Here is a 7,224-nt window from a genome sequence, read left to right as displayed (position 1 = left end):
GAGCAGTTTGATTCTCTCCATGATGCCATGGATTCCGTTCTCAAAACTGCGTCCTAACCACCTTGACTAATGCTATATCTGGGAGAGAGACCTAGGGTGAGGGCAATGTCTTAAGGGACTGGTGAACAAGCTGTATGTAAAGAAATGTTAAGTTGGGGCCGGGAAAATTTTTTTTCTGGGGGGGGTTGCTTTTCCCGGCGACTTGCGCTATACTTTTTAAATAATGCGAATAGTGACAATTTTATTTTTAGTGAACAAATTCCCATTATTTTACTATCATATCCAAATACTACCATGAGTTCCCGGTGGTTGTCAAGGGTTGGCGCGGGTTCCGAGCCAAAAATTTTTTTTAATGTTAAAAAAGGCATCTTTTTCCAGTAAGAAAAGCCGGGAAATCATGGTTAATTAACCTTTAGGAATAGACACTTTCTAGGGATTGAAAATCTCGTTCAACTTCCGCCCACAGCGTGCGATTGTGAGGGTCAGTACGGAGGGCTTTTTTGAGGTAATTGCGGGCTTTATCGGTTTGGCGTTCTTTGATAAGTTGACGAGCCCAACGTTGATAAGTAATAGCCTGCCACTGTCGGATTTCCTGGTCTTGGGGGATTCTGTGGGCTAGTCCTTCCACTAAAGCGATCGCCCTAGGGAATCGCTGATATCTGAGTAATTGCTGCAATTGTTTATAGCAATTGTCCTTCAATTTTTGCTCAGTTTCCGAGAGTTCCGGGTTAAATTGAATCCGGTTTTCCGGGTGATAGACCTTATTTTTCCCCGTGGGATAATGGGAGGTTGTACCCTTGGGGAAGTGGGTATAAGAGGCCGTAGCCCAAGCCATTTGGGAATCAGGTTTAGCGACATCTAACAGAAACTTATAAGCCTCCGTTAAGGCGATAAATCTTTCCTTTGCTTGGGGATTATTTTGATTAACATCAGGATGATATTGTCGGGCGAGTTTCCGATAGGAAGCCTTGACCGCTTCCAAACTCGCCCCTGATCTTAAACCCAATGTGCGATAGTAATCCGTTGTGTCCATCTAGGTTTAATCTACCCCAGTTTAAGCAAGAACCGAACCCGCACCACAAGAAACGCGGGCGTGATTAGTTTAGCAGAAATCTGGCTATGGCTAAACTGGGCGTTCTTCAATGACCTGATCAATTAAACCATATTCGTGGGCTTCGGCGGCGGACATAAAGTAATCGCGATCGGTGTCTTTCTCAATTTTTTCGAGAGTTTGACCGGATCTTTCTGCTAACATCTCATTGAGGACCTTACGAATTCGGAGAATTTCTTTAGCCTCAATTTCAATATCAGTGGCTTGTCCGCGAGTCCCCCCCAAAGGTTGGTGAATCATAATCCTAGCATGGGGGAGGGCTAGGCGTTTACCTTTAGTTCCCGCAGCCAGGAGAAATGCACCCATAGAAGCAGCCATACCCACGCAGATAGTCACCACATCAGACCTGATATATTGCATGGTATCGTAAATCGCCATCCCGGCAGTTACCGAACCGCCAGGGGAATTGATATAGAGGTAAATGGGTTTGGAGGGGTCTTCGGAGTCCAAATACAGCATATAAGCGACGATCGCATTAGCAATACCGTCGTCAACCTCTTCCGACAAAAAGATAATTCGTTCGCGGAAAAGTCTTTCATAGATACTGATCCACTGTTCATAGGTACTACCAGGAAGGCGATAAGGAACACTAGGAACACCAATAGGCATAATTACTAATCCTTTTGTTGTGTCTGTATAAGATTGGTTGAATTTAACGGGAGATTTTCCCCGGTGGCGATCGCCAGTCTACCGTCGGGGGGTTGGTGAGGAGAGCAGATCAACAATTAATCATCAACAATTAATTATCAATTGTCTCCTCTTTTCTGGTAGTTTACCGATACCCGACGGAGGAAATCAAGTCAACTTTAGAGTTGTTAAAACACGGTCGATGATACCATACTCTTTCGCCTCTTCTGGAGTCATGTAAAAAGTGCGGTTCATGTCCTTAGTCAATTTCTCAATGGTTTGACCAGTATTTTGGTGAAAGATATCCATCATTAAAGCCCGTTTCGAGAGGATCTCGTCAGCGGTTACTTGAATATCGGTAGCTTGTCCTTGGGTTCCGGTTTGGGGGTTATAAAGAGTAATCATGGAATTAGGAAGACTAGCCCGTTTACCTTTGGAACCGCAGGACAATAACAAAGCTGCCATCCCCACTGCTTGACCCAAACAGATAGTCACAATCTCCGATTTGATGTGTTGCATAGTGTCATATACAGCCAAAGCCGCCATGACTGACATCATTCCCATGGACTCATTAGCCATACCTGCTAGGACTGGATCACCAATGGAGTTGATGTACATATAGATGGGTTTATTCTGATCGTCGGAGTCAAGATACAACATAGCCGACACCAGGGAATTAGCGACACCGGTTGTCAGAGGCTGATTCAGAAAAATAATTCGTTCTTGACTCAAACGAGTATAGATGTTAACCCACTGCCAGTATTGACTACCAGGAATCTGATAAGGAACGCGAAGAACTTCATCGACAGCCATAATTTGTAAGCACAAGCAAGTTTACTACACACCAACGGGTAATTGTTTGGGCAATTCCTTAGTGCTTTCGAGAACCCGATCAATCAACCCATATTCTTTAGCCGCCTCTGGTGTTAAATAGAACATCCGATCGGTATCTTTGGCAATTTTTTCCACAGGTTGTCCGGTATTTTGGGACAAAATATCCAAGATCGATGCTTTGTTGGCGAGGACTTCTTTAGCCCTAATTTGGATATCAGTAGCCTGAGAGCGTCCCATCCCCATACGAGGTTGGTTTAAAACAATGGTGGCATGGGGGAGACTGGTACGACAGCCTTTTGTCCCGGCGGAAAGAATCATCGCGGCTGTACCCATAGCCTGACCAATGCAGATAGTATGCACAGGGGGTTTGACATAGCTCATGGTATCGCAAATCGCGAAGGCTTCGGTATCTTGTCCGATCGCATCTCCCGTATACCAAGAGGTTCCGGTAGAGTTGATATAGAAGTAAATAGGCTTTTCTGGATCGGAAAATTGCAGATAAAGCAACTGGGCGATAATTAGTTTGGTGACATCAACCCCTAGTTGTCGCTTATAGTCGTCCGAGGAAACTAGAGGCGACCCTAGATAGATAATCCTTTCCTTGAGTAGCAAGGAGGGTAGGTCTGGGGGTGGTGTCCTAATGGCACTGTCGCTGTAGTAGTATGGTGATTGCACAGTATAAACCGATGAACTCATCAAAGAGGTTAAACTATATACTAACGCAACTCGTGGCTCAGTCCTGTGAATAACCGGATGGGAAATTACCGACCATCTGAATTTTGAGTTGCGTCCTATACTCAAATAGGATTTTCACATCCCGGAGGTCTTCTATGAAAGTCAGTTTGCAGCCTTCCCTCAACGATCCGAACCTAGACCCAAATCAAGAATCGAATCAGCGTCAACTGTCAATTTCGGTTTCAGCGGTTCCTGATCCGTTTGAGGGTCAAGTTCCCATGAATCTATGTTTGATTTTAGACCACAGTGGTTCTATGAATGGTCAACCATTGGAAACGGTGAAACAGGCGGCGAAAGAACTTATCGATCGCTTAAATGTAGGCGATCGGATTTCGGTAGTTGCTTTTGATCACCGAGCTAAGGTATTGGTTCCTAATCAAGACCTCACCGATCCTGATGGTATCAAAAAAAAGATTGATGGTTTGCGCTGTTCCGGGGGAACGGCTATTGATGAAGGTATCAAGCTGGGAATTGAGGAGTTAGGAAAGGGTAAACAGGATCGGATTTCTCAAGGGTTTCTTCTCACTGACGGGGAAAATGAACACGGGGATAATAAACGTTGTCTCAAACTCGCCAAACTGGCCACGGAATATAAGTTAACTATTAATTCTTTGGGATTTGGAGACGACTGGAATCAGGATATTTTAGAGAAAATTGCCGATGCGGGTGGCGGTGCTTTGGGATATATTGAATACCCCGAACAGGCGATCGCTGAGTTTGGCCGTCTGTTTACCCGTATGCAATCGGTGGGACTCACTAACGCTTACCTATTATTCTCCCTATTTCCTTATGTCCGCTTGGCTCAACTCAAGCCAGTCGCACAGGTTTATCCTGATACTATTGAACTTCCTATACTGCCAAAAGGAGAACAACTCGCGGTTCGCTTGGGGGATTTAATGAAAGATACCGAACGGATTATCTTGGCTAACCTTTATGTTGATGTTGGCAATTTGCCGATCAGTAAACAGGCGATCGCTCAAGTTCAAGTCCGCTATGATGACCCGGCTTTGGGTATTGAAAAGCTCTATTCTCAGCCGGTTTTGGTGGAAGCTAATGTCCTCGGAGATTATCGCCCTACTTCCGATCCCAAGGTTCAAAAACATATTTTGGCTTTGGCTAAGTACCGACAAACTCAAATCGCTGAAACTAAACTACAACAAGGCGATCGCGCCGGTGCTGCTACTATGTTACAAACAGCGGCTAAAACCGCTTTACAAATGGGCGACAACAGTGCTGCTACTGTCCTCCAAGGTAGTGCAACTCGCCTCCAGTCCGGCGAAGAACTATCGGACTCCGAACGCAAGAAAACTCGCATAGCATCGAAAACTACTCTCAAGTAGAATGGGTAATTGGGCGGCAAATCAATGTTATGCCGCTTCCCTCTTCTATCTTCTCCCCCAATCTTGTTGATATAAATTGTCAATAAATTTATCAGCCCCGGCGCTAAGGGTTGACAAGCACGGGGAACTAATGGTAGGATATTGACATACAGTTAAATAATGGAAATATTAGTCAAAATAATAAAATTGCGAATATTCCCATTATGTAAAAGTGTAGCAGAAGTCACCCCAAAAAGCAAGCACCCCCCGCCAAAAAAATTTTTCGCAACATTTCTTAATTTTTTGTTACAAAAGTTAATATATGGGGGATGAATTAAAAGAGGGTTTCGAGTTCTGCGAGGGCGCGATCGAGGTTGTCGTTGATTAAGGTGTGGTGAAATTCCCCGGCGGCGGCGATTTCAGTTTTAGCGCGTTGAATACGACGAGCGATCGCCTCTTGGGAGTCAGTGGCGCGATTTCGTAGACGGTTCTCGAGTTCTTGTAGAGAAGGTGGAAGGATAAAAATTCGCAGAGCCTGTGGAAAGGTCTGTGAGATCTGTCTAGCGCCTTCTAGTTCAATTTCGAGTAGAACATTCTCTCCCTGCTGAATTTTATCTTGGACAGCCAAGCGGGGTGTCCCGTAGAAATTTCCGGCAAACTCAGCCCATTCTAGTAGCTCTTGTTGTTGAACCATTTGTTGAAAGCGATCGCGAGTGACGAAAAAATAGTCTTTTCCATGGACTTCTCCGGGACGGGGAGAACGGGTAGTAACGGAGACGGAAAGATGGAGTTGTGGATATTTTTGGAGAAGCGATCGAATAATCGTTCCTTTTCCCACGCCACTAGGTCCGGTAATGACAATGAGCTGGCCAGTTTTGCTGTCAATCATCTTAATATAGTTTTAGGTGAACCCAGATAGGTTTATGAAAGGCGATTAGCACCGTTTTTCTCAACCACAAATCGGTTAGCGACGGTTTCTGGCTGAATAGCTGAGAGAACCACATGATTGGAGTCGGTAATAATCACGGCTCTGGTGCGCCGTCCATAGGTAGCATCAATAAGCTGTCCTCGGTCTCGTGCGTCTGTAATGATACGCTTAATGGGGGCTGATTCGGGGCCGACAATAGCGATGACACGATTACCACAGATAATATTGCCAAAGCCGATATTAATGAGTTGAATATCCATAAAATTTCTACAGGTAGAATAAAGGTAGGTGCGATGGCTTTGATGGCATGAGCCCATAAATTGTATATTCTTACCAACTCGAAAGTATCGCCCACAAAAATTGTAGTCGGATCGGCTCCCATAATCAATATTTAATCTGAAAAACTCTATCTAGGGGCTGATGGGGTCTCTTTTCCCTGGAGACAAAGGAAACCGGGGAGATGATGAAAACTGAGTCCTGTTGCTGCTTAAAAAACTAGATAGGAGGGTTGATGAACTAGATCACTTAATTTTGTGATCTGTGTCAGTGCTGGTGTCAAAAATATGTGAACCCACTAATTAAGATTTTTGTATGAGTATTTGCTTGTGAGTATTTAAAGTTTAGTTTAATCAGGGTCTTGCTTCCCCAGTCGAGGCTGGCTACGATGGCGATTACTAGCCTGCTGAGTATACCATTTATACCATTCTGTAGAGCTACGAATAGCGAGCCAGAGCAAGAATAAAGCAATTAACCCCCCCTGTTCAGGAGCATCAAAAGCAAACATAACCAGAGCAATACACAAACCATCCTGGACAAAAATTGCCCATAGAGGTAAGCCTCGCAGACGGTAAAACCATCCCGCTTGTACCAATTGTAAGACTAAAGCCAAAAGTCCCCCAACAATTCCCAGCAACCACAACAACCAGGAGGGGAAAGAACTGGCTTCAGCGATCGCCAAACCCATAATCGCTCCGACTACGGGACTAAACACCAGTTGAAATACCTGGAGAATGCGCTGTCCTAATAATTGTTTCGAGGCGAAAAGTTCAAAGAGGGACCAGCTCACCAAAACACCAATTACCACCTTGGGAGACAGAGCCGAAAGAAGTGGTACATCAGACCATAAATTATTTCGCAGTAATCCAATTAGTAGGAGTGGAAGCGCAATTCTCATACCTCCTGCTGCTGATGCGGAAAGAACTGCTAAAATTTCAATCATAGAAAGCCATTATGCTCCAGTAACTCGAGAAGGATGGTTTTATCCTAGCACCCCATCAAAATCAGTCCAGTCATGTTCAGGGGGGAAGGGTAGAGAATGGGGTCGCCCCCATCCCCTCCCATTCAAAACCGTACTTGAGACTTTCGCATCATAGGGCTCCCGATGTGGATGCCCAATTGGTCAGTGGTACAGTGTTGACTTCACCGCTTAGTCCTTCTTCTTTCAGAACTATATGCACACGTAGTCTTTAAACTCGTCTTCGCCATAACACCCCCACCGGTCGCCGGACCTACATCCACACCGTGGCGCGTCTACTTAATCTGTTCAATCTGAGCAATAAACTCCTCTCGCTGTTGCTGATCAAGTTCTTGGTGGCCGTAAGTTTTTTTTTCTGGTGAAGCCAATTTTCTTCAAGGCTCTGGATATGGTGCGAGGAGAGATGTCGTCATCC

General features: G+C 44.9%; 8 protein-coding genes and 1 pseudogene. 1 reads left to right on the top strand and 8 read right to left on the bottom strand.

Annotated features, from left to right (window positions below):
- Positions 1–412: 412 nt before the first annotated feature.
- The 4 genes from ACTIE0_RS21710 to ACTIE0_RS21695 form a co-directional block, all read right to left on the bottom strand.
- The gene (locus ACTIE0_RS21710; RefSeq protein ID WP_006624543.1) at positions 413–1,033 is read right to left on the bottom strand and encodes a J domain-containing protein; all 621 of its coding nucleotides are present in this window, start codon (positions 1,031–1,033) and stop codon (positions 413–415) included.
- Positions 1,034–1,123: 90 nt separating this feature from the next.
- Positions 1,124–1,720, bottom strand: coding sequence for an ATP-dependent Clp endopeptidase proteolytic subunit ClpP (clpP, locus tag ACTIE0_RS21705; protein WP_006624542.1), 597 nt, complete (start codon positions 1,718–1,720; stop codon positions 1,124–1,126).
- A gap of 186 nt (positions 1,721–1,906) precedes the next feature.
- A complete protein-coding gene (locus ACTIE0_RS21700; RefSeq protein WP_006624541.1) occupies positions 1,907–2,551 on the bottom strand; it encodes an ATP-dependent Clp protease proteolytic subunit in 645 nt (214 codons plus the stop codon).
- 24 nt (positions 2,552–2,575) lie between these two features.
- Positions 2,576–3,268, bottom strand: a complete 693-nt coding sequence (locus tag ACTIE0_RS21695; RefSeq protein WP_006624540.1) for an ATP-dependent Clp protease proteolytic subunit — start codon at positions 3,266–3,268, stop codon at positions 2,576–2,578.
- Between the two features lie 134 nt (positions 3,269–3,402).
- Here ACTIE0_RS21695 and ACTIE0_RS21690 point away from each other — a divergent pair, with 134 nt between their 5' ends.
- The gene (locus tag ACTIE0_RS21690; protein WP_006624539.1) at positions 3,403–4,647 is read left to right on the top strand and encodes a vWA domain-containing protein; all 1,245 of its coding nucleotides are present in this window, start codon (positions 3,403–3,405) and stop codon (positions 4,645–4,647) included.
- 313 nt (positions 4,648–4,960) lie between these two features.
- Here ACTIE0_RS21690 and gmk read toward each other — a convergent pair whose 3' ends face one another.
- The 4 genes and pseudogenes from gmk to ACTIE0_RS21670 all read right to left on the bottom strand — a co-directional run.
- Positions 4,961–5,515, bottom strand: a complete 555-nt coding sequence (gmk, locus tag ACTIE0_RS21685) for a guanylate kinase (protein ID WP_006624538.1) — start codon at positions 5,513–5,515, stop codon at positions 4,961–4,963.
- 32 nt (positions 5,516–5,547) lie between these two features.
- The gene (remA, locus tag ACTIE0_RS21680) at positions 5,548–5,814 is read right to left on the bottom strand and encodes an extracellular matrix/biofilm regulator RemA (RefSeq protein ID WP_006624537.1); all 267 of its coding nucleotides are present in this window, start codon (positions 5,812–5,814) and stop codon (positions 5,548–5,550) included.
- A 365-nt stretch (positions 5,815–6,179) separates the two neighbouring features.
- Positions 6,180–6,773 (bottom strand): DUF4126 domain-containing protein, encoded by a 594-nt coding sequence (locus tag ACTIE0_RS21675; RefSeq protein WP_006624536.1) that lies wholly within the window; start codon positions 6,771–6,773, stop codon positions 6,180–6,182.
- Between the two features lie 314 nt (positions 6,774–7,087).
- Positions 7,088–7,224 (bottom strand): annotated as a pseudogene (locus ACTIE0_RS21670) (IS630 family transposase); the annotation flags it as partial.

The organism is Limnospira sp., from assembly GCF_051859755.1.
In the GTDB taxonomy this organism is placed as follows: Bacteria; Cyanobacteriota; Cyanobacteriia; order Cyanobacteriales; family Microcoleaceae; genus Limnospira; species Limnospira fusiformis.
The sequence above is the reverse complement of the archived record's forward strand: the minus strand, read 5'-3'. Positions and strand labels throughout refer to the sequence as shown.